Origin of the sequence: Streptomyces sp. NPDC005263 (assembly GCF_042872365.1) — a bacterium.
Taxonomy (GTDB): Bacteria; Actinomycetota; Actinomycetes; order Streptomycetales; family Streptomycetaceae; genus Streptomyces.
This window is the reverse complement of the sequence record NZ_JBIAKJ010000002.1, coordinates 124,326-143,131: the sequence shown is the minus strand read 5'-3', so window position 1 is coordinate 143,131 and position 18,806 is coordinate 124,326. Positions and strand designations below refer to the sequence as shown.

General features: G+C 70.0%; 16 protein-coding genes, 2 tRNA genes and 1 pseudogene. 10 read left to right on the top strand and 9 right to left on the bottom strand.

Annotated features, from left to right (window positions below; genetic code table 11):
• The first annotated feature begins 12 nt into the window (after nucleotides 1-12).
• The gene (locus ACFYRY_RS08040; protein ID WP_389141391.1) at nucleotides 13-1,404 is read left to right on the top strand and encodes an amidase; all 1,392 of its coding nucleotides are present in this window, start codon (nucleotides 13-15) and stop codon (nucleotides 1,402-1,404) included.
• A 3-nt stretch (nucleotides 1,405-1,407) separates the two neighbouring features.
• Here ACFYRY_RS08040 and ACFYRY_RS08035 read toward each other — a convergent pair whose 3' ends face one another.
• Nucleotides 1,408-1,902, bottom strand: a complete 495-nt coding sequence (locus ACFYRY_RS08035) for a DUF3830 family protein (RefSeq protein ID WP_389141389.1) — start codon at nucleotides 1,900-1,902, stop codon at nucleotides 1,408-1,410.
• Nucleotides 1,903-1,999: 97 nt separating this feature from the next.
• Here ACFYRY_RS08035 and ehuB point away from each other — a divergent pair, with 97 nt between their 5' ends.
• From ehuB to ACFYRY_RS08005, 6 genes are all read left to right on the top strand, one after another.
• A complete protein-coding gene (ehuB, locus tag ACFYRY_RS08030) occupies nucleotides 2,000-2,926 on the top strand; it encodes an ectoine/hydroxyectoine ABC transporter substrate-binding protein EhuB (protein WP_389141387.1) in 927 nt (308 codons plus the stop codon).
• On the top strand, nucleotides 2,926-3,666 hold the full coding sequence (gene ehuC / locus ACFYRY_RS08025) for an ectoine/hydroxyectoine ABC transporter permease subunit EhuC (protein ID WP_389141385.1): 741 nt from the start codon (nucleotides 2,926-2,928) through the stop codon (nucleotides 3,664-3,666). Before ehuB ends, ehuC begins: the two co-directional genes overlap by 1 nt.
• Nucleotides 3,663-4,310: an ectoine/hydroxyectoine ABC transporter permease subunit EhuD gene (gene ehuD / locus ACFYRY_RS08020; protein WP_389141383.1), complete on the top strand. Its 648-nt coding sequence runs from the start codon at nucleotides 3,663-3,665 to the stop codon at nucleotides 4,308-4,310. Before ehuC ends, ehuD begins: the two co-directional genes overlap by 4 nt.
• Entirely contained in the window at nucleotides 4,300-5,124 is an 825-nt protein-coding gene (gene ehuA / locus ACFYRY_RS08015) for an ectoine/hydroxyectoine ABC transporter ATP-binding protein EhuA (protein ID WP_389141381.1), read from the top strand. Before ehuD ends, ehuA begins: the two co-directional genes overlap by 11 nt.
• 234 nt (nucleotides 5,125-5,358) lie before the next feature.
• On the top strand, nucleotides 5,359-6,117 hold the full coding sequence (locus ACFYRY_RS08010; protein WP_389141379.1) for an IclR family transcriptional regulator: 759 nt from the start codon (nucleotides 5,359-5,361) through the stop codon (nucleotides 6,115-6,117).
• A gap of 96 nt (nucleotides 6,118-6,213) precedes the next feature.
• Nucleotides 6,214-6,287 (top strand) — tRNA-Lys (locus ACFYRY_RS08005).
• A gap of 284 nt (nucleotides 6,288-6,571) precedes the next feature.
• Here the strand turns inward: ACFYRY_RS08005 and ACFYRY_RS08000 are convergent.
• The 5 genes and pseudogenes from ACFYRY_RS08000 to ACFYRY_RS07980 all read right to left on the bottom strand — a co-directional run.
• Nucleotides 6,572-8,245, bottom strand: a complete 1,674-nt coding sequence (locus ACFYRY_RS08000; RefSeq protein ID WP_389141377.1) for an AMP-binding protein — start codon at nucleotides 8,243-8,245, stop codon at nucleotides 6,572-6,574.
• Nucleotides 8,246-8,285: 40 nt separating this feature from the next.
• Nucleotides 8,286-8,747 (bottom strand): DUF3592 domain-containing protein, encoded by a 462-nt coding sequence (locus ACFYRY_RS07995; protein WP_389141375.1) that lies wholly within the window; start codon nucleotides 8,745-8,747, stop codon nucleotides 8,286-8,288.
• Nucleotides 8,748-8,870: 123 nt separating this feature from the next.
• The gene (locus ACFYRY_RS07990; protein ID WP_389141373.1) at nucleotides 8,871-9,476 is read right to left on the bottom strand and encodes a lytic polysaccharide monooxygenase; all 606 of its coding nucleotides are present in this window, start codon (nucleotides 9,474-9,476) and stop codon (nucleotides 8,871-8,873) included.
• Between the two features lie 141 nt (nucleotides 9,477-9,617).
• Nucleotides 9,618-10,721, bottom strand: coding sequence for an SPFH domain-containing protein (locus ACFYRY_RS07985; RefSeq protein ID WP_389141371.1), 1,104 nt, complete (start codon nucleotides 10,719-10,721; stop codon nucleotides 9,618-9,620).
• A 69-nt stretch (nucleotides 10,722-10,790) separates the two neighbouring features.
• Nucleotides 10,791-11,069, bottom strand: a pseudogene (locus ACFYRY_RS07980) (peptidoglycan-binding protein); the annotation flags it as partial.
• A 379-nt stretch (nucleotides 11,070-11,448) separates the two neighbouring features.
• Here ACFYRY_RS07980 and ACFYRY_RS07975 point away from each other — a divergent pair.
• From ACFYRY_RS07975 to ACFYRY_RS07965, 3 genes are all read left to right on the top strand, one after another.
• Nucleotides 11,449-11,522, top strand: a tRNA-Lys gene (locus ACFYRY_RS07975).
• 616 nt (nucleotides 11,523-12,138) lie between these two features.
• Nucleotides 12,139-14,163 (top strand): glycosyltransferase family 2 protein, encoded by a 2,025-nt coding sequence (locus ACFYRY_RS07970; RefSeq protein ID WP_389141369.1) that lies wholly within the window; start codon nucleotides 12,139-12,141, stop codon nucleotides 14,161-14,163.
• Nucleotides 14,160-16,097 carry a galactose oxidase-like domain-containing protein gene (locus ACFYRY_RS07965; RefSeq protein ID WP_389141367.1) on the top strand — a complete coding sequence of 646 codons (1,938 nt, stop codon included), beginning with the start codon at nucleotides 14,160-14,162 and terminating at the stop codon, nucleotides 16,095-16,097. Before ACFYRY_RS07970 ends, ACFYRY_RS07965 begins: the two co-directional genes overlap by 4 nt.
• A 138-nt stretch (nucleotides 16,098-16,235) precedes the next feature.
• On the opposite strand, the gene ACFYRY_RS07960 is transcribed toward ACFYRY_RS07965, so the two are convergent.
• From ACFYRY_RS07960 to ACFYRY_RS07950, 3 genes are all read right to left on the bottom strand, one after another.
• The gene (locus ACFYRY_RS07960) at nucleotides 16,236-17,264 is read right to left on the bottom strand and encodes a glycoside hydrolase family 6 protein (RefSeq protein WP_389141365.1); all 1,029 of its coding nucleotides are present in this window, start codon (nucleotides 17,262-17,264) and stop codon (nucleotides 16,236-16,238) included.
• Between the two features lie 230 nt (nucleotides 17,265-17,494).
• Complete coding sequence (locus ACFYRY_RS07955) at nucleotides 17,495-18,160, bottom strand: class F sortase (protein WP_389141363.1); 666 nt, start codon at nucleotides 18,158-18,160, stop codon at nucleotides 17,495-17,497.
• Nucleotides 18,161-18,166: 6 nt separating this feature from the next.
• Nucleotides 18,167-18,733, bottom strand: coding sequence for a hypothetical protein (locus ACFYRY_RS07950; protein ID WP_389141361.1), 567 nt, complete (start codon nucleotides 18,731-18,733; stop codon nucleotides 18,167-18,169).
• Between the last annotated feature and the right edge of the window lie 73 nt (nucleotides 18,734-18,806).

The following is an 18,806-nucleotide window of genomic DNA, read 5'->3' as shown; positions in this document are numbered from 1 at the left end:
CGGAGGGGCCGGATGACAGAGCTCAGCGAACTGACCGCAGTACAACTCGTCGACGGTTACCGCAAGGGCGACTTCAGCCCCGTGGAGGTGACCCGCGCGGCCCTGGAACGCGCGGAGGCGATCCAGCCCGAGGTGAACGCCTTCACGCGGCTGACCGCGGACGAGGCGCTCGGACAGGCGCGGGCGTCGGCCGATCGGTGGCGGCGCGGTGAGCCGGCCGGGCTGGTGGACGGCGTCCCGGCCACCGTGAAGGACATCCTGCTGTTGCGCGGCGGGCCGACGCTGAAGGGTTCCAAGGCGCTCTCGGAGCAGGGGCGTTGGGACGAGGACGCGCCGTCCGTGGCCCGCCTGCGTGAGCACGGCGCGGTCTTCCTCGGCAAGACCACCACCCCGGAGTTCGGCTGGAAGGGCGTCACGGACTCCCCGCTGACCGGCGTGACCCGCAACCCGCACGATCCGACCCGCACCGCGGGCGGCTCCAGCGGCGGCGCGGCGGCGGCTGTGGCCCGGGGCGCGGGTCCCCTCGCGCTCGGCACCGACGGCGGCGGCAGCGTCCGTATCCCGGCCGCGTTCTGCGGGATCTTCGCCCTGAAGCCGACGTACGGGCGGGTGCCGCTGTATCCGGCGAGCGCCTTCGGCACCCTCGCCCATGTGGGCCCGATGACCCGGGACGCGGCGGACGCGGCGCTGTTCCTCGACGTGATCGGGGCCGCCGACTCCCGCGACTGGTCGGCGCTCGCCCCGGCTCCGGGCCCCTTCTCGGCGGGACTGGCGGGCGGGGTGCGGGGGCTGCGGGTCGCCTACTCACCCTCGTTCGGCGGTCAGGTGGCGGTGCAGCCGGCGGTCGCGGCGGCGGTGCGGCGAGGTGTGGAGCGGCTCGCGGAGCTCGGCGCGTACGTCACCGAGGCCGACCCCGACTTCACCGACCCGGTCGGCGCCTTCCACACCCTGTGGTTCAGCGGCGCGGCCCGGGTGACCCAGGACTTCGGGCCGCGGCAGCGGGAGTTGCTCGACCCGGGCCTGCGGGAGATCTGCGAGCAGGGCGCCGGTTACAGCGCGCTGGACTACCTGGCCGCGGTGGACGTCCGCATGGAACTCGGGCGCCGCATGGGGGTTTTCCACGACTCCTACGACCTGCTGGTCACCCCGACCCTGCCGATCACCGCGTTCGAGGCGGGCGTCGAGGTGCCGAAGGGGTCCGGCCACCGCCGCTGGACGGGCTGGACCCCGTTCACGTACCCCTTCAACATGACGCAGCAGCCCGCCGCGTCCGTCCCGGTGGGAACGGACGGCGACGGGCTGCCCATCGGGCTCCAGCTGGTGGCCGCCCGCCATCGCGACGACCTCGTCCTGCGGGCGGCGCACGCGTTGTACGAGGCGGGCACCGCGTCGTACGTCAGGTGAGCCTCACGCCCGCCGGAAGCTGAGGGTCTCCCCCGCCGCCCCGGTCCGCCACAGGTCGTTGCAGGCGTCCGCCAACTCGGGCAGGCCCTCGGTGATCTGGCCCCAGACGATGCCCGGGACCCAGCCGACGTCTCCGTTGAGGAGCAGGTTGTTGCGCTCGTAGAAGAGGGCCAGGTCGACGACCGTGGTGCCGGGGCGGACCTCGCGGTCGTAGCCGTAGGACTGGGTGCCGAGTTCCGCTCCCGCGAAGGAGAAATAGCAGAGATCTCCCGGAATGGGGGTCACGGTCGGGTTCTCCAGCGGTGGTTCTGATGTCGCGAAGGGCGGGAACAGGGCGTAGATCTCGTTTCGGGCATATTTGGCGTGATAGACGTCGCCGGCGAGCGGAAGGGAATCCCAGACGGCCGCGCAGGTGATCGGCGCACGATCGTCCAGCAACTTTGCCGTGGCGGTGATTCCGCGCTTGACCAGCGAGACTTCGATGTATCGGTCAGCCATGCATTCCATGGTCCACCCGCGGTCAAGGGGGCCTGGTTCACGGCCGGGGCCGAAAGTGATCGGCATAACTCGAATGAAGTCGGGTAGCCGCGCGCCCATGGCTCGACCACACGCAAACCGATCAGGAACCGACAACGGATCCGGCAGATGGATCAGCCGCCGCTCCATGCTCGCCTCAGCTGTGTCGCTGGGTGCGGTGGGAAGTCTCGGGATGGTCGGCTGCAGCCGCGTCCCCGGTGAAGGGAAGGTGCTGGGCGGCAGCCTGTTGAACACCCTGCGCGACCAGGGGACCGTGAAGATCGGTATCGCCAGCGAGCCGCCCTTCGGTTACGTGGGAGACGACGGACAGGCCACCGGGGAAGCGCCGGCGATCGCGCGGGTGATCTTCAAGAGGCTCGGCATCGACGAGGTCAAGCCGGTGCCGGTGGACTTCGGCGCCCTCATACCCGGGCTGAAGGCACGGCAGTTCGATGTGGTGTCCGCCGGGATGTACATCAATCCCCTCCGGTGCGAACAGGTGATGTTCGCCGACCCGGACTACCTCATGCTGGACGCCTTCATCGTCAAGAAGGGCAACCCGCACGGCATCAAGACGTACGCGGACGTCAAGAAGAAGGGCCTGAAGCTCGCCTCCGGCAAGGCCTACGCCCAGATCGACTACGCCAAGGCCGCGGGCATCAGCGACGTCCTGGTCCTGCCGGACCAGGTGGCCGGCCTCGACGCGGTGGCCCAGGGACGGGTGGACGCCTTCGCGGGCACCCGCATCACCGTCAAGTCGGCGGTGGCGGGGTCCGGAAGCGTGTCGGCGACCGAGCCGTTCCAGCCCGTGATGGACGGCAAGCCCGCCTACGGCGCCGGCGGCTTCGCCTTCCGGCTGTCCGAGAAGAACTTCCGGGACGCCTTCAACGAGGAACTCCTGAAGCTCAAGGCGCACGACTACCGGGAACTGCTCAAAATCGTCGGCCCGTTCGGCTTCTCCAAGGCCGACATGACGGACCTCACGGCGAAGGAGCTGTGCGGCTGATGATGAGTTCGGAGTTCTTCACCACCTGGTTCCTGCCGGGCATCTGGGTCACCGTCCAGGTGACGGTGTACGCCGCGGCGCTCGGCGCGGCCATCTCGTTCGGGATCGGTCTCGCCCGCGGTTCGCAGTACTGGATCGTCCGCTTCCTCGCCGGGACCTACTTCGAGGTCTTCCGCGGCATGTCGGCGCTGGTGCTGATGTTCTGGATGTTCTTCGCGCTGCCCCTCTTCGGCTGGCAGCTGGTGCCCATGTGGGCCGGTGTCAGCGCGCTCGGCCTGACCTACGGCGCCTACGGCTCCGAGATCGTCCGCGGTTCCCTGGCCGCCGTCACCCCGGCGCAGAAGGAGGCGGGCATCGCGCTCAACTTCACCCGCTGGCAGCGGCTGCGCCTGATCGAACTGCCGCAGGCGTGGCCCGAGATGGTGCCGCCGTTCAACAACCTGCTGATCGAGCTGCTGAAGGGCACCGCCCTGGTCTCCGTCATCACCGTGGCCGACATGACGTTCGCCGGCAATCTGCTGCGGCTCGGCACCAACGAGACCACCCCGATCTACACCCTGCTGCTGGTCCTCTACTTCGTGCTCGCCTTCCTCATCACCCGCGGTATGCGGCTGGTGGAGCGCCGGGCGAAGGCCGGGATCGGGCAGGGGCCGGTGAAGACCGACAAGGTCACCAGGAAGCTCGGTACCAGCGGCGAGAGCCTGCAGGCCGGTTCGCAGTCCGCGGGAGGTATGGGATGAACTGGGACTGGAACGTCGTGGACGACTTCATGCCGCGGTTCTGGGACGGCGTACTCGTCACCCTGCAGGCCCTGGCCATCGGCACCCTGATCGCCTTCGCGCTGGGTCTGGTGTGGGCGCTGGCGCAGCGGTCCACGCAGGTCTGGGTGCGCTGGCCGGTCGTCGCCGTCACGGAGTTCATCCGCAACACACCGCTGCTGGTGCAGCTCTTCTTCCTCTTCTACGTGGTGCCCAACTTCGGCCCGTCGATGTCGCCGCTGACCACCGGCATCGTCGGCCTCGGACTGCACTACTCCACCTACACCGCCGAGGTGTACCGCGCGGGCATCGACGGCGTCCCCGCCGGCCAGTGGGAGGCGGCCACGGCGCTGAGCCTGTCCAGGGGCCGCACCTGGCGGGCGGTGATCCTTCCGCAGGCGATCCGCCGCGTGGTCCCCCCGCTGGGCAACTACGTCGTCGCCATGCTCAAGGACTCCCCGATGATCGCGACCATCGGCGCCTTCGACATGCTCGGCGAGGCCCAGGCCTTCAGCAACGAGACCTTCACCACGGAGGCGCTCACCATCGTGGGCGTGGCCTTCATCGTCATCGCCTACCCCGCCTCCCTCCTGATCCGAGCCCTGGAGCGACGCCTTGTCCGCTGAGACCAATCCCGCAGAGCACGCCGACACCCTCGCCAATCCGCCGGTGGACGGCAGAGAACTGATCCGCTTCGACAAGGTCACCAAGCGCTTCGGCGACAACACGGTCCTCGACCGGCTCGACTTCTCCGTCGACTCCGGCAAGCACGTCACGCTGATCGGCCCGTCGGGCTCCGGCAAGACGACGATCCTGCGGCTGCTGATGACGCTGGCCAAGCCCGACGAGGGCACGATCAAGGTGGGCGGCGACTATCTGACCCACGAGGAGCGGGGCGGCAAGCTGGTCCGGGCCGGCGAGAAGCACATCCGCGAGGTCCGCAAGAACATCGGGATGGTGTTCCAGCAGTTCAACCTGTTCCCGAACATGACGGCCCTCAGGAACATCATGGAGGCCCCGGTCACCGTGCTGGGCCTGTCCAAGGACGAGGCCGAGGAGCGGGCACGCGGGCTGCTCGACCTGGTGGGCCTGGCCGACAAGTGCGACGCCCGGCCGACCCAGCTGTCCGGCGGCCAGCAGCAGCGGGTGGCGATCGCCCGGGCGCTGGCCATGCGGCCGCAGGTCCTGCTCCTGGACGAGGTGACCTCGGCGCTGGACCCGGAGCTGGTGGCCGGCGTCCTGGACGTGCTGCGGGACATCGCCCGCACCACCGACATCACGATGCTCTGCGTGACCCACGAGATGAACTTCGCCCGGGACATCTCCGACCAGGTCCTGATGTTCGACTCGGGGCGCGTCATCGAGTCGGGTTCGCCGGAGAAGATGTTCAGCGAGCCGGAGCAGGACCGGACCCGGGAGTTCCTCAGCGCGGTGCTGTGACCCACCAAAGGTGAGCACGGTTCAACACCCGAGGTCCGGGCCTCGGGTCGTGCCGCTGGCATATGCCGGGGTGCCAGCGGCCCAGCTGAGAGCGGTGCCGGGGGACGGAATCTCGTCAACAACCGCTCGCCACAACCCTCTTGCCCCTTATCGTGGAAGGGATTCGCTGTCCGGATAACGGCCCAGCATGACGGTCCAGCTGAAGAGCGACCGAGCGAGCGCAGGGGGAACACCGTGGCGCTGAAGCACGAGCCGACCGCGCCGTACCACTCGACCCAGGACGCGCTGCGCGTCCTGGAGACCGTGGCACGGCACACCACCGGAGTCACCGACAGCCGACTCGCCCGCCTGACCGGCCTCAGCCCGGAGCGCCTGACCACGCTCCTGCGGATGCTGCGCCGCGAGGGCTACGTCGAGCAGGTCACCGACGGGGCGTACGTCACCGGCGCCGCCCTCACCCGCCTCGGCTCCGCCCAGGACCGCGACCGGGCCCTGCGCGAGAGGATCCAGCGCGCACTGGAGCGGCTGCGCGACTCGGTCGGGGCCGCCGTCTACATCAGCCGGTACGTCGACGGCGAGATCAACGTCACGCAGTACGCCGCGGGCCCGGCCACCCCCGCGGTGCACGAGTGGGTCGACTTCCGCGACTCCGCCCACGCCACCGCGATCGGCAAGAGCCTCCTCGGCCAACTCGACCACAACGGCCGCCGTGACCATCTCTCCCGGCACAAGATGGCCCGTCTCACCTCGCGCACCATCACCAGCGACAAGCTGCTGCTCTCCCGCCTGGAGTCCCAGCCGCCGACCGTGCCCCACCTCGACCTCCAGGAGTACGCCGTCGGCACGGTGTGCGCGGCCGTCCCGATCACGGCCGGCTCCTCGGTCGGCTGCCTGGCCCTCTCCCTGCCGGTCGAGCACGCCCACCGCCTCCGCCAGGCCGCGGACCGGCTGAACCGCGGGGCTGCTCCGGTGCTGCTGTCCCTGGCGATCTAGAAGCCGCCCCCCTCAGAAACGTGGTCGGAAGCACCCCCGCGGACCAGGTAGTATTTTTCTGTCGCCAGCCGCCACCAGCGGTCAGGCGAGAGTCATGCGCCGCTAGCTCAGTTGGTTAGAGCAGCTGACTCTTAATCAGCGGGTCCGGGGTTCGAGTCCCTGGCGGCGCACGATGTCGATGGCGAGGCGTGTTCGCGGAAAGCGCGAACCTGTCTCGCCATCGCTGTTTTTGCGCGGCTTCGCCGCGCGTTGTGGGGGCTTCGCCACCCACACCCCCTTGCCTCTCCGCGTCGCCGGTTTTCCAGTGCCACCGCGCCTCCCCTGTGTCCGGGGGCTCTCCGCGTCCCCTGTTTCCAGCTCTCCTGCCCCCTGCCCCCTGCCCCCTGCCCCCGGCTCCCGGCTCCCGGCTCCCGGCTCCCGGCTCCCGGCTCCCGGCTCCCGGCTCCCAGTGCGCCTACCCGCTGAGCAGCCCCTCCCGCCCGTGCTCCTGGTACTCGGCGACCAGCCCGTCCCGGTCCTCCTCGGTCAGCCTCCGGTACCCGTCCTCCCCCGGTGGCCGCCACCACACGGGATCCGCGCAGGCGAAGCCCTCTCTCCGCAGGGCCGCGCGGTGAATCTTGTTCGTGGCGGTGACCGGCATGTCCCGCACGACCCGGACGAACCGGGGCGCCATCTTCATCCCCAGGTCCGGCTGCGCGAGCAGGAACGCGGCGAAGGCCGGCGGTTCGAAGTCCCCGGCGACCGCCGCCATCACCTGGTCCCCGGTCACCGGGTCCGGGACCGCGTACACGGCGACGGCGACCGCGCCCTCGTACCGGGCGAGGACGTTCTCGATCATCGCGGCGGCCAGATTCTCGCCGTCGACGCGCAGCCGGTCGTCGGCGCGGCCCGCGAAATAGAGGAAGCCGTCGGCGTCCCGGTAGAAGAGGTCGCCGGTCCAGTACCCGCCGTCGTGCCGCCGCTCCGCCTCCGCCGCCGGGTTGCGCCAGTAGCCCTCGAAGGGGCTCGGGCCCCGGTTGACCAGCTCCCCGATGGCCTCGTCACCGTTCAGCAGCCGTCCGGTCGGGTCGAGGACGGCCGGCGGGCACTCCTCGTGCGTCTGAGGGTGGACAACCACCAGACCGGGTGTCGCCGGACCGACCGCGCCGTGCGGGGTGCCGGGCCGCCACTGGATCGCCGCGCCGCCCTCCGAGGAGCCATAGCCCTCCACCAGCCGCACCCCGAACCGCCGCTCGAAGGCCGCCGCGTCCACCGCCCCCGCCTCCGTGCCGAAGCCCAGCCGCAGCGGATTGTCCCGGTCGTCCGGACGCTCCTCGGTGGCCAGGACGTACTGCACCGCTCGGCCCACATACGTGAAGTACGTCGCCCGATACCGCCGTACGTCCGCCAGGAACCGCGACGCCGAGAACCGCGGCCGCAGCGCCACGCCCGCCCCGGCCGCGAGGGCGGGCGCCCAGTCGGCGATCACCGCGTTGCCGTGGAACATCGGCATGCACACGTAGTGCACGTCGTCCGGGCGTACGGCGAACTGGTCCGCCAGGGAGCGGCCCGCCGCGGCCAGCCGGCCCTGGGAGCAGAGCGCGGCCTTGGGGGCGCCGGTGGAGCCCGAGGTGAAGTAGAGAAGGAGACGGTCTGCGGGCTCGGCGCGGGACGGGTCCGGGCGGGCCCCCGCATAGGGGGCGAGCAGGTCGTCGTACTCCGGCGAGTCCGTCACCAGCAGGCACAGCCCGCCCTGCTCGACCGAGCTCGCGCCGCGGGACCCCCAGGGCAGCCCCAGGCCCGTCAGCAGGGGCAGGTGGGCGCGTTCGGTGACCAGGATCCGGCAGTCGGTGTGCAGGATGTCGCGGGCCAGTTCGGGGCCCCGGCGGGTCGGGTTGACGCCGACGACGGCCACCCGGGCCAGGGCGGCGGCGCTGAGCCACAGCGGGAACTCGGGGGTGTTGTCGAGCAGCACCCCGATGTGCGCCCCGGTCGGCAGCAGGTCGGCCAGCAACTCGGCCCGCGCCGCCGCGCCCGCCGCCACCTCGTGATGCGTGAGTACCCGCTCCCCACACCAGAGGCCGGGACGGTGGTCGTCCCAGCGGTCGGCGACGAGCTCCGCGATCGTGCCCCGGTTACTGGACTCCATGGGAGCGCACGGTAGTTGACGTACCGTCAGATGTGGATGGCTAGGGCATGAATCCGCCCGCCTCGTCGAACATCACGTGGACCACCAGCATGAAGCCGAGACAGCACGCGATCATCACCCCGAAGAACACCAGCAGGCAGCCCGTACCCGCGGCCAGTTTCCCGGGCGCGGGCGCCTTGGCCGTGGCCCGCTCGGGACGGTCCGCCGCGTAGCGCACCGTGACGATGTCGCCCTCTATGGTCGTCCCCGGTCCGCCCGTCTCGTCGAACCGGACCACGCGGCCCTCTCGGGTGGCGAACTCGTAGACGTGGTGCAGCGTGGTGTGTACGGACGTGTCTCCGCCGCCGCTGGCCGTCGTGTACGCCCGCAGGCAGCGCGCCTCGGCGGTCAGGCCGCTGTTCCAGGCGCTGCTGACGTCCCGGGCTCGGCGGATCACCGTGTACGCGGCGAAGGACAGGCCTCCGATCATGAGCAACGGCACGACGTAGAAGAAGGCTTCCATGGTGTCCCCCGGTGTCCGTGCGCCGTCGCGTTCGGCGGCGCACGGGGAACGTACCCGGGGAGGGTGCCGGTCCGGCTCAAGTGAGGCTCAGAGTTCCGGCGTCCTCCTGAGAGGTCAGAGAGGTCAGAACGTGACGTCCGAGCAGGCGTAGAACGCGTTCGTCGTGTCCGCGACGGTCCAGACCGCGACGATGACGTGGTGGCCGCTCAGCCCGGAGGGCAGCGTGCCGCTGTGGGAGAGCGTGGATGGGGGGCGCTGGCCGCCGTAGGGGACGGTCAGGAACGGGGTGAGGTTGAGGTCGGAGCGGGCCAGGTTGTGGTTCTGGTTCCAGCCCGGCTTGGTGACGTAGTACCTGAAGTCGGTGGTGGCGTGCATGGCCGTGAACTGCCAGCGGAACGTGTAGCGCTGGCCGGCCGTCACCTTGGTGGTGGGCCAGGCGCCGCCCGACGGGGTCTTGGGGCTGTCGAGCTGGCCGAAGCGGGTGTTGCCGGCGGAGCAGATCCGGCCGTCGGCCGGTCCCGCGCCGGGGAAGCCCTTGAGGCCCTCGACGCTCTGCGGCTCCCACTGGATGTCGCCGCAGTTGGTCACGGAGCCGTTCTGGCAGAGCTTCTGACGGCTGACGGGGAGGTCGGTGTAGCCGTGGCCGCTCGCGCCCTGGGACGAGAGCATCAGGGCTCCGGTCGTCGCGAGGCCGAGCGTGGCGGCGTACCACTTGGTCTTTTTGCGCATGCTGCCGCTCCTGGAGAACGTGGGGGAGGTTCAGTGAGCTGTGCAGGTAGGTCTAGACCAAGTCCCAATTTATTGCGGCTGCTTGAACATGTCCATACCAATCACGGGGTCGAGGGTGCGGGTGTGCCGCTCGCCGTTGTGTCAGCTGACGGCCCCCGCCTCCCCGCGCCCCGCGCAGAACGCCACCGTCAGCTCCTTGACCAGCGCCCTGCGTTCGCCGTCGTCCAGTTCCACCAGCCCCCGCATGGTCAGCCGGGTCACCGTGTCCTCCACCGAGTCCACCACGGACGTGAGCACGGTCGCCCGGTGCTGGGCGTCCAGCGCGGCGATCCGGCGGCGGTCCATCGCGGCGGCGACCTCGGGGGCGTACTCCACCCGCGACGGCCGCACCGAGAACACCTCGATCCCGACCGGTGTCGTGTCCTCGGCCACCAGCCTGGTCAGCCTCTCCGCGGCCGCGTCGACGGACCCCCGGCCGGGCGTCTCCACCGGCACCCGGGCCAGTGCCGCCTCCACGCACTCACGCAGATACCGCTCGTGGTCCGCCACTGCCAGCGTGGCCCGCGCGGTGTCCCGCACCCGCCACACCACGAGGACCGCCACCCGCAGCGCGACCCCGCTCGCGTCGGCCGCGGGCATCTCCTCGCTGCGCCAGTGCCGCAGCCGTACGTCCACCCGGCGGCGCAGCAGCAGCGGGTTGACCCACATCAGTCCGGTGCGCCGGACCGTGCCCCGGTAGTGGCCGAACAGGCCGAGCACCCAGGCCCGCCCGGTCCGGCCCCGGGCCAGCCCGCCGAAGCCGAACAGTCCGAGCACACCCGCCCCCGCGTACGCCGCCCACTGGGCGGGCCCGAGACCGGCGTCCGGGTACGAGGGCAGTCCGAACGCCCGCACCGCGAGCGGCGGCAGCACCCCCGCCCACCACGTGGTGACCAGGCCCCCCGCCACGGCGCAGGCTCCGGTGACCACGCCCACCACCCCGGGCAGCACCCGCGCGGGCCGTTCCGTCAGCGCGGGGTCGACCTGGGGGGCGTGGCACGCCTTCGCGGGAGCCGGCCGGCGCAGCCGCGGCTGCTCCCCCGTCCCCTCCCTGCGCCCCACGACAGCGGGCCGCAGTGGCACCGGTTCGGGTTCGTCACGGAACAGCAGGTGGACGGGGATCTCGGTGGTCACCTCGTTCTGGATGAGCCGGACGGGCCGGGGCGGCCCCTCGGACCCGGGGGTGTGTGACGTGGTCGTACTCATGCGTGCCTCCAGCCTCCGCGCCAGATGCGCCATGACGGTGCGTGGGTCGTCCCATGCCGCGGCGTGGGGTTACGAGAAGAGCCGCCGCCAGGTCTCCGGCCCCGGGTAGCCGTCCGCCGCGCCGCCCCGCCATCCCTGCGCGCGCTGGAAGGCCTCGATGCCGCGCCGGTCCGCCTCGCCCCAGCGGGGTCCCGGCCCGGACGCGTAGAACCTGCCGAATCCTTCCTTCGCCAGCTGTCGGCCCAACTGGGTGACGTACTCGTTGTCCGCGCCCGGCCGGAACATCGCCCGCCCCGGGTAACCGGGCACACCGTGCGAGGCCGGCGAGGAAGGCCGGGCGGGTGACGCGGGCGCGGGCGGGTCCGGCGCTCCGGTCGTGACGTTCCGGCCCGCATTCCTCACCCGGTGGGCGGCCGGGTGCGGGCCGACCATGGACTGCGGCGGCAGCACCCGACGCCAGTGGACGCACGCCAGGCAGTCGCAGGCGCTCGCGGGATCGAATTCCTCGAAGACCGGAGCCGCCATACGATTCCCCTCACACCTCGGGTGGAAATGTCACTGCTTGTGCTCGTTCGTCAGTTTCTCAACTGTCTTCGGGACCCGCATGTTGACGGTCCGAATGATGTACGGCGGTCCCGTCGCCGGATGCCGGACGAGGGCTCCGGGGGCGGCGACAGGGCGGTCCGGAGCACCTCACCGCATCCGGTAAAGTTGTGCAGGTCAGCGCGCGCCGCTAGCTCAGTTGGTTAGAGCAGCTGACTCTTAATCAGCGGGTCCGGGGTTCGAGTCCCTGGCGGCGCACGATGCCGATGGCGAGGCGTGTTCGCGGAAACGCGGACCGGCCTCGCCATCGTCGTTTCCGCGCGCGACCGTCGCCGGGACCGCGCGTTTCACGCCACCCGCCACCGGTGACCGCACACCGTAAATCCGAGCGGGCCACGCAAGGCGTGCCGTGCGGCCTTCGGTCGCGCACGTCCGGACCTCGAGGGTGTCCGACGGGAACCGCAGGTCACCCCCGGCCGTAGCGCTTCGACAGCATCTGCATCCTCCTGTCCACAACGGCTCCACAAGGCCCCCACACGGGCCACAATGAACGCGTATGACCGGTAAACGCAGCCTTTGGCATCTTGCGATCATGATGAACACCGTAGAACCCTGGTGTTCAAGATGCTGCGGATTCGCGGCAGTTGGGGGGCGCGAAGCCGGTTGCGTGCGCCACGGAGAGAGGGACTCCGTTCAAGGTGTGATGCCGAGGGGGGCATTATGCAACCGGAAGGTCGCAGTTCTGTGTCCCATATGAGGACGATGTGGTGACTGTGGCCCACCGCTGATACGACTGTGAAGGTCTAGGGGGACCGAAGCAGCCGTAAAGAAAGAAACAACTGACACGTGTGACTCACGTGTGGGGGGATGACTCATGACGTCGACGCCGACGGGCGCCCGGCAGAACCACGACCCGTCCCAGACCACCCAGCTCAGGGTGCCTTCACACCGGACCGGCGCGTTCCGCCGGATAAAGAAGACGCTTCCGAAGTACGACTACGAGCACTACAGCCGACTGGCAGGTCCCCTCACCCAGCCCAACCCGACCAAGCCGTACAGAGTGCAGTACCGCTCCTTGCTCTCGCAGGAACCGCACCGCATCAGGGTCGCGCTGATGCTGGCCGCCGCGCCGCTGCTCTCGCTGGTGCTGCTGTTCTGGCTGTTGCAGCCCGAGCACTGGACCGAGCGTGACTACCCGGCCTTCGACTGGCTGCCCGCGCTGGACACGGTGATGCTCGTCTCGATCGGTCTGATCGAGTTCTTCCGCTGCATGAACGTGCTGTCGAACGCGCACGCCACCCTGGTCGCCCGCGACCCGGTACCGGTGGTGCCCGAGGCCGGCACCAGAGTCGCCTTCCTCACCTCCTTCGTGCCCGGCAAGGAGCCGCTGGAGATGGTGACGAAGACCTTGGAAGCCGCGGTGCGGATCCGGCACCGCGGCCTCATGCATGTCTGGCTCCTGGACGAGGGCGACGACCCCGCCGTCAAAGCCGTGTGCGAGCGCCTGGGCGTGCACCACTTCTCCCGCAAGGGCGTCGCCCGGTGGAACCAGGCCAGCGGCCCGCACCGCGCCAAGACCAAGCACGGCAACTACAACGCCTGGCTGGACGCGCACGGCGACCAGTACGACTTCTTCGCCTCGGTCGACACCGACCATGTGCCGCTGCCCAACTACCTGGAACGGATGCTCGGTTTCTTCCGCGACCCGAACATCGGCTTCGTCATCGGCCCGCAGGTCTACGGCAACTACGACAACTTCATCACCAAGGCCGCCGAGTCGCAGCAGTTCCTCTTCCACGCGCTGATCCAGCGCGCCGGCAACCGCTACGGCTCACCGATGTTCGTGGGCACCTCCAACGCCGTGCGCATCAAGGCGCTGAAGCAGATCGGCGGTCTGTACGACTCGATCACCGAGGACATGGCCACCGGCTTCGAGATCCACCGGCACAAGAACCCCGCGACGGGCAAGAAGTGGCGCTCGGTCTACACCCCGGACGTGCTCGCGGTCGGTGAGGGCCCCAGCGCCTGGACGGACTTCTTCACCCAGCAGATGCGCTGGTCCCGCGGTACGTACGAGACGATCCTCAAGCAGTACTGGAAGGGCTGGTACTCGCTGCCGCCGAGCAAGCTCTTCAACTACACGATGATGATCATCTTCTACCCGATGTCGGCCCTCAACTGGATCCTCGCGGCGCTGAGTTGCGCGCTGTTCCTGGGCCTGGGCGCCTCGGGTGTGAACATCGACCCGACCGTGTGGCTGATGCTCTACGGCAACGCCTCCGCGCTGCAGATCGGCCTGTACATCTGGAACCGCCGGCACAACGTCTCCCCGCACGAGCCGGAGGGGTCCGGCGGTGTGGCCGGCATGGCCATGTCCGCGCTGTCCGCGCCGCTCTACGCGAAGGCGCTGATCGACTCCGTCCTGCGCCGCAAGAGCAAGTTCGTGGTCACGCCCAAGGGCGATTCCGCGAGCCCCGACCGGTGGTTCGCGACCTTCCGGTACCACTGGTACTTCATCCTGATCTTCGGCGCGTCGATCACCGCCGGTTTCGTCTTCGGGCACTCGCACCCCGCGATGATCATCTGGGCGACCTTCGCCACGCTGATCACCGCCACGCCGATCTTCGCCTGGCGCCTTCAGCTGCGGCAGGCGAGGAAGAAGCCCGCCGTGCCCGAACAGGAGCCGCAGGACGCGGCTCCCGTCGCCCAGCCCGCGGCCGCCGCGGGCGCCCACGAGTCGCAGTCGCTGCCCGTGCAGCGCACTGGGCCCCAGCCCGCACCGCACGCACCGCATGTCCCGCATGCCCCGCGGCAGAAGCCGAGTTGGGCCGCCTCGAACGAAACGGGCGACCAGACCATGCAGATCGCCCTTGGTGGACTTGGGGGACGTAAGGAATGAACGACCGAGCAGGCCGCCGCCGCGCCCGTCGACTCGCGATCGGCACGGCGGTGGTGCTCGCGCTGGCCGGGATGAACGGGCCGTGGCTCTACCGCTTCAGCACCGAGAAATACCACCAGTACCAGATCGACAGACCGGAGTACAAAGCCGAGAACGGCAAGTGGGACATCATCGAGTTCCCCGAGGAGTACCGGCAGAACACCATCCACGCGGCGCTGCTGCGCACCGGGAAGGTGCTGCTCGTCGCGGGGTCGGGCAACAACCAGGAGAACTTCGACGACAAGAAGTTCGACACCCGGGTCTGGGACCCCGTCAAGGGCACCATCAAGAAGGTGCCGACGCCCAAGGACCTGTTCTGCACCGGCCACACCCAGCTCGCCAACGGCAATCTGCTGATCGCGGGCGGCACCAAGCGGTACGAGAAGCTGAAGGGTGACGTCACCAAGGCCGGCGGCCTGATGATCGTCCACAACGAGAACCCGGACAAGCCGATCACGCTGCCCGCGGGCACGAAGTTCGTGGGCACCAAGAACGGCAAGACCTTCGTGTCGAAGGACCCGGTCGTGGTCGAGCGGGCGACGAAGAACTTCGACAAGCGGACCGGCAGGTTCCTCGGCAACACGCCGGGGCTCGGGCGCATCTACGTGGAGGCGCAGAAGAGCGGCGCCCGGTACGAGACGGGCACCCAGGACAACTACCGGATCCAGGGCCTGTCGGGCGTGGACGCCAAGAACACGTACGGCATCGCGCAGAAGCTGGCGCTCGACAAGAAGGACTTCCAGGGCATCCGTGACGCCTTCGAGTTCGACCCGATAGCCGAGAAGTACATCAAGGTCGACCCGATGAAGGAGGCCCGCTGGTATCCGACGCTCACCACCCTGAGCGACGGGAAGATCCTCAGTGTCTCCGGGCTCGACGACATCGGCCAGCTGGTCCCGGGCAAGAACGAGGTCTTCGACCCGAAGACCAAGAAGTGGACCTATCTGCCGAAGACCATGCAGTTCCCGACGTACCCGGCGCTGTTCCTGCTGCAGAACGGCAAGGTCCTGTACTCGGGTTCGAACGCGGGCTACGGGCCGGACGACGTGGGCCGCGACCCCGGGGTGTGGGACGTGGACACCAACAAGTTCACCAAGATCCCCGGGCTGAGCGACCCGGACAGGATGGAGACGTCCGGGACCGTGCTGCTGCCGCCGGCCCAGGACGAGAAGTACATGGTGATCGGCGGTGGCGGGGTCGGCGAGTCGAAGCTGTCCAGCAACCGGACCCGGATCGTCGACATGAAGGCGGACAGCCCGAAGTTCGTGGACGGGCCGACGCTGGAGAAGGGCACCCGGTACCCGCAGGCCTCGGTGCTGCCGGACGACTCCGTGCTGGTGTCCGGCGGTTCGCAGGACTACCGGGGGCGCGGCGACTCCAACATTCTCCAGGCCCGGCTGTACCACCCGGACCGGAACACCTTCGACAGGGTCGCCGATCCGCTGGTGGGGCGCAACTACCACTCCGGGTCGCTGCTGTTGCCGGACGGAAGGGTGATGTTCTTCGGGTCGGACTCCTTGTACGGCGACAAGGCGAACACCAAGCCGGGCACGTTCGAGCAGCGGATCGAGATGTACACGCCGCCGTATCTGTACCGGGACTCACGGCCCTCGCTGTCGGGTGGCCCGCAGACGATCGAACGGGGCGCGTCGGGGACGTTCACCTCCCAGCACGCCTCGTCGATCAAGAAGGTGCGGTTGATCCGGCCCAGCGCGTCGACACATGTGACCGATGTCGATCAGCGGTCCATCGCGTTGGACTTCAAGGCGTCCGGGGACAAGATCACGGTGACGGTGCCGAAGAACAGGAACGTCGTTCCGTCGGGGTGGTACATGGTCTTCGTGGACGACGACCGGGGGACGCCGTCGAAGGCGCAGTGGGTGAAGGTGCCGTAGGCCGAGGTGCCCAGGTGCTGGTGCCGTAGGTGAGGTGCCGTGGCGCTCCCGCGAGTTCACGTTCGGGTGCGGGAGCGCTGTGGCCGGTCGGGTCAGCGGGGGCGGTGCGGGTTCGCCCCCCGGACGCCAGGTCCCGTCTCATTTCCTGTCTGACGCCTGGGCCAGTTCCAGGGCGTGGGCGGGCCACCACTGGCCCGCCTTCGGGCCGCCCTTGCACTCGCCGTCGGACTCACCCGGGCGTTTGACCCAGATGTACGCGTCGACCAGCGGGTCGGCCGTTTCGGTGGTCGGGTTCTCGCCCAGGGCCCGGCCGGGCGGATTGCACCAGCGCTTGTTCGGGTCGCCGCCGTCGTAGGGCCCGTTGCCGTTGCGGCTGGTGTCGATGACGAACGGCTTGCCGCCCACCTTCGAGGAGAGTTCCTTGCCGTAGGTGATGGACTGCGCGGTGTCGTAGTAGTTGGAGACGTTGACCGCGAAGCCGTCGGCCTGGTCGATGCCGGCGCGCTTGAGGGGTCCGAAGATCTCGTCGGGCTTGCCCCAGCCGGCGTTGCCCGCGTCCAGGTAGACCCTGGTGCTCTTCAGCGAGGTGAGCTTCTCGACGGCACCCTTGAGGAGGTTGTAGCGCTCCTCGTGGAACTGCTGGGGCGTGCAGTTGTCCACCATGTGCAGCACCGCGTCCGGCTCCAGGATCACCGTCGCAGGGCGGTCGCCGATGCCCGCGGCCACCCTGTCGACGAACGTCCGGTACGCGTCGCCGTCGGCGGCACCGCCTGAGGAGAACTGGCCGCAGTCACGGTGCGGGATGTTGTAGACGACCAGCAGTGCGTCCCGGTTCGCCTTCACCGCGGCCTCCGTGAAGCCCCGGGCCTGTTCCTCGGGGTTCTCCGGGCTGATCCACTCGGCGGTCGGCTGCTCGGCGAGCTTGCGGATCTGCTGGGCCTCGGCCGTCTTGCCCGCCTTCTCGTACTCCTTCACCTGCCGCGCGGCGTTGCTGTCCGGGTTGACCCAGAAGGGGTCCGTCTCCTTGGGCTGCTGGGCGATGCCGGTGCCGTCGTCCTGCTGTTCCCCTCCGTCGCCTCCGTCGCCCGAGGAACAGCCTGCGAGCAGCAGTGCCGCCCCCAGCACCGCCGCGGCAGCCCGCGTTCCGGCCCCCCTGCTGACGTACATCCAACTCCCCCTTGGGTGCACCGTTCCAAGCCTCAATCGTGACACATCAGACGGGTCCGCCATGGGAACGCGCGAGCGTTCTCCGGGTGCCGTCGCAGCCCCGACGGCAAGGGGGGCGCACGCCGGTACGGGACGCAACGGCTGCCCGCACACCGCGTCGAACTTCTGTCCGTACGGGGCGGTCGGGGCCGCACGCGCGTGCCCCCGCAGGCCGATCACGCGGCCCGCCCTCACCGTCCCGTGCCCGTGAGGTACGCCGAGACGATCACGTTCGCCGAGTAGCTGTGGCTGACCCGGTCGAAGGCGCCGCCGCAGGTGATCAGCCGCAGCTCGGAGCGCCCGGTCTGCCGGGGGCCGTAGACCTGCTGGGCGTCGAAGCGGTCGCGGTTGACGACCTGGACGTCTTCGACGGTGAACTCGGCGACCTTGCCGTCGGCGCGGAACACCCTGACCGTCTGCCCGGGCTTCATCGCGCTGATCCTGTAGAAGACGGCGGGCCGGGTCTCGGTGTCGACGTGACCCACCATCAGGGCGGTCCCGGCCGCCCCCGGCTTCACCCCGGCCGCGTACCAGCCGACGACGCCCGCCTGGTCGTAGGGCGGCGGATCGATCGCGCCCTGCGCGTTCAGGCCGCGGGGCACGACCGGTGCCTGGACGCCGAGGTCGGGGATGTCGACGCGCTGCGGGAGCGCGCCCCCGAGCGGCCGGTACGGGGGCGGGAGCCGCACGTCCGGGGGACGGCCGACCGCCGCCATGTCGCCGGTGGCCGGCGCTGACACGCCGTGCCGTACGTCGGTCACCTCGCGCCCCCACATCCACAGCCCGAGCAGCAGGAGCGCCCAGGTCACGCCGGTGAGCAGGCGGCCGGTGCCGGTGGTGTGTTCTCGGTCGGACATCGCCGGTCAACCCGTCCTGCGGCTCCGACGGCTGCCGAGCAGCGCGACGGCCACCGCGGCGACCCCGACGAGGACCAGTCCGGTCACTCCCTGCGCCGTACCGGGACCCGCCGCCCTGGCGTCCTCCGTGGCGGAGAGAGTGGCGGTGCCTCCGCCGCCCGCGGGGACCGGGGCGACCGGGGAGGCGTGCGCGGGCGGGGCCGCCTGGGCGGACGGGGAGGCCTGGGCGGACGGCCGCGCCGAGCCGTGACCGACGGTGATCTTGTCCTTCACCTGGAGGTCGGCGCAGCTGATCCGCACGTCGTACGAGCCCGCCCTGATCGAGGTGCGGACGCGGGTCTCCCCGGCGAGCGTGCCGCCGGAGCCGGTGAGGCGGGCGTCGGTCACGAACGCCGCCGAGGCCGCGGTGGCCGACTTCACGGCGCAGCCATTCACCCGCAGCGCCACGTCGGCGCCGGGGGCCGGGGAGGACGGGGTCACCGTGACGCCGTCGCCGTCGGTCGCGTATGCGGCCGGAGTGAGGGCGGCGACAGCCAGGACGGTGGAACAGAGAGTGAGACGTAGTGAACCCATCGTGAACCTCCAGACATCTGGAGCCTCCCCCCGGGCCCCCCTCCCCGCATCCTCGTGGGGACCCCATTACTCC